Genomic DNA, 3068 nt, shown 5'->3' with positions numbered 1-3068 from the left:
CCAGCCCCCCCCCCCGCCGATGGCCCAGCAGCCCCCCGCCCCGCCGGCCCCCGCGGCCCCCGCCGCGCCCGCCCCCGGCGCCGGGAAGATCAACCTGGACAAGGGCCGCGTCAGCCTCCAGAAGAACCAGACGGTGTCCCTGGTCAAGGGCGGCCGCCCGCTCCTCTCCCAGGTCAAGATGGGCCTCGGCTGGGAGCCCGCGTTCCGCGGCAAGGACATCGACCTGGACGCGTCGGTCATCGCGTACGGCCCGCAGCGCAACCACATCGACAGCTGCTATTTCGGCAAGCTGAAGATCCTCAAGGGCGCCATCAAGCACTCCGGCGACAACCTCACGGGCGAGGGCGGCGGTGACGACGAGGTGATCGTGGTCGACCTCGGCGCGCTCCCGCAGGAGGTCACGGGCCTGGTCTTCACGGTGAACTCGTTCTCCGGCCAGAAGTTCACGGAGGTCGCGAAGGCGTACTGCCGCCTGATCGACGGTGCCACGGGCGAGGAGCTGGTCCGCTTCGACCTGACGAACGCCGAGGCGCAGACGGGCGTGATGATGGCGAAGCTGGTCCGCCAGTTCACGGGCGAGTGGGACATGACGGCGATGGGTGACTTCGTGAAGTCCCGCACGGTGCGGGGCATGGTGAAGCCCGCCGCGCAGGCTCTGTAGCGCACCGCGAGAGGGGGCGCGGCGGTCACTGATGTGTCTGCCGCGCCCCCTTCCGTGCGTCCTGGCCCGGCCCCGCTAGTCGAACAGCGCGCTGTACGCGTTCAGCGCGGGCTGACCGCCCAGGTGCGCGTACAGCACCGTGGAGTCCCGCGCCATCTCCCCACGCCGGACCAGGTCGATGAGGCCCGCCATCGACTTCCCCTCGTACACCGGGTCGGTGACCATGCCCTCCGTGCGGGCGGCGAGTCGCATCGCGTCGAGGGTGGCCTCGTCGGGGATGCCGTAGGTCCCGGCGTGGTAGCGCTCGTCCAGCTCCACGTCCGAGTCCTCGATCTTCCTTTGTACGCCGATGAGTTCGGCCGTGCCGCGCGCGATCCGCAGGGTCTGCTCGCGGGTGCGCGCGGGCTCGGCGGAGGCGTCGACGCCGATGACGCGGCGCGGCCGGGCGCCGCCGCCTCCCTCCCCGGCGCCGCCGGAGTCCTGCCCGTCCTCGGCGAGCGCCGCGAACCCCGCGACCATCCCGGCCTGCGTGGAGCCCGTCACCGAGCACACGATGACGACGTCGAAGAAGACGCCCAGCCTCCGCTCCTGTTCGGCGACCTCGTCCGCCCAGCCCGCGAAGCCGAGGCCGCCCAGGCGGTGTTCGGAGGCGCCCGCCGGGATGGCGTACGGCTTGCCGCCGGACTCCTCGACCTCCCGCACGGCCCGCTCCCAGCTCTCCTTCGCGCCGATGCCGAACCCGGCCCGCACCAGGCGGACGTCGGCGCCCGCGAGACGGCTGATCAGGATGTTGCCGACCTTGTCGTACACGGAGTCGGGCCACTCAACCCAACTCTCCTGGATCAGCACGCACTTGAGCCCGGCGCGGGCCGCGACGGCCGCGACCTGCCGGGTGTGGTTGGACTGCACCCCGCCCACCGACACCAGCGTGTCGCAGCCCCGCGCGAGCGCGTCGGCGACCAGGTACTCCAGCTTGCGGGTCTTGTTGCCGCCGTAGGCGATGCCCGAGTTGCAGTCCTCCCGCTTGGCCCACAGCGCCGGGCCGCCGAGATGGCGGGTCAGACGCTCCAGGGGATGGACGGGTGAGGGGCCGAAGAGCAGGGGGTAGCGGGGGAAGGACTGGAGTGTGGCGGCGAGGGACACAGGGCCTCCTGGAGTCCTGCGCAAGGGCGCCCTGCGAGCCGGTCGGCCGCGGTGCCTTGCGGTGAGGAGCAAGCGTGCGGGCCGGGCCTGGGGACGATCAACCCCCGTGCCCGGCCTGCCCCGCGTCCCCGCCGCACGGCGGTGTTCCGCCGGGCATCACCCGATCGAGCGGATGAGCGAGCCCGCAACCGTACGATGCCTCAGGGGCGTCGCACTGTGCGGGTCGATCCGGGGAGGGGACTGGCGGCATGGCAGGGGCCACGCGGAGGACGCCCGTCGAGGTCGGGGGCTATCGGCTGATCGCACGGCTCGGGGCGGGCGGCATGGGCCGGGTGGAGTTGGCGCGGTCCGCGTCCGGGCGGCCCGTCGCCGTGAAGACGGTGCACGCGCATCTCGCCGCCGAGCCGGAGTTCCGCGAGCGCTTCCGCCGCGAGACGGCCGCCGCCCGCGCCGTCACAGGCCCGTACACCGCGGCCGTGCTCGACGCCGACCCGGACGCCGAACAGCCCTGGCTGGTCACGGAGTTCTGCGCGGGCCCGGTCCTCACCGACGCCGTGGCCGCGCACGGCGCGCTGTCCGCCGCCGACCTCGCGGCGCTCGGCGCGTCCCTCGCGGAAGCGCTCACGGCGGTGCACGCGGCGGGTCTGGTGCACCGCGACCTGAAGCCGTCCAACGTGGTCGTCACCCGCGAAGGACCCAAGGTCCTCGACTTCAGCATCGCCAAGAGCGCGGCCGACGACAGCCTCACCGCCACGGACGAGGCCATCGGCTCCCCCGGCTTCATCGCGCCGGAGCAGCTCGCGCGCGGCGCCGACGACGCCCGGCCGGGCCCGCCCGCCGACGTCTTCGCGCTCGGCGCGCTGCTCGCCCTCGCCGCGACGGGCCGCGCCCCGTTCGGCGCGGACGGCGCCGCCCGCGTCCTGTACCGCACCCTGCACGAGGCCCCGGACCTCGACGGCGTTCCCGGCCCCGCCCTGCACGCCTTCCTGGCCCGCTGCCTGGCCCGCGCCCCCGAGGACCGCCCGACGGTCGGCGAGGTCCTGGACTGGTGCGGGGCGCGGACGCGGGGGGTGCCGTGGTGGGAGCGGGGCGCCGTGGCGGGGCTGATACGACGTCATGAGGACGACGTGGCCGAGCTGTTGGGGCACATCGGGACGGACGACGCGCCTTCGCCCACTTCCCCGCCGGACGACGCGCTTCCGTCCGCCCCCTCACCGCCGGACGGCGTGCCTCCCGACGACGCGCCGCGGACAGCCGCGCCGCC

3 protein-coding genes are annotated in these 3068 nt (G+C 74.3%); 2 read left to right on the top strand and 1 reads right to left on the bottom strand.

What is annotated here, in order from left to right; all coding sequences use genetic code 11:
* Positions 1-661: TerD family protein (locus STRAU_RS29115; protein WP_037662660.1), on the top strand; the 661-nt coding region annotated here is incomplete at its 5' end.
* A gap of 75 nt (positions 662-736) precedes the next feature.
* Here the strand turns inward: STRAU_RS29115 and STRAU_RS29110 are convergent.
* Positions 737-1804 (bottom strand): 1-aminocyclopropane-1-carboxylate deaminase, encoded by a 1068-nt coding sequence (locus STRAU_RS29110; protein ID WP_016644002.1) that lies wholly within the window; start codon positions 1802-1804, stop codon positions 737-739.
* Between the two features lie 248 nt (positions 1805-2052).
* Between STRAU_RS29110 and STRAU_RS29105 the strand changes: the two genes are divergently transcribed.
* The coding region (locus STRAU_RS29105; protein WP_158692149.1) for a serine/threonine-protein kinase at positions 2053-3068 on the top strand (1016 nt) is incomplete at its 3' end.

Origin of the sequence: Streptomyces aurantiacus JA 4570 (genome assembly GCF_000414115.1) — a bacterium.
In the GTDB taxonomy this organism is placed as follows: Bacteria; Actinomycetota; Actinomycetes; order Streptomycetales; family Streptomycetaceae; genus Streptomyces; species Streptomyces aurantiacus_A.
Note: the sequence above shows the minus strand (reverse complement) of the source record. Positions and strands in the feature narration are given on the sequence as shown.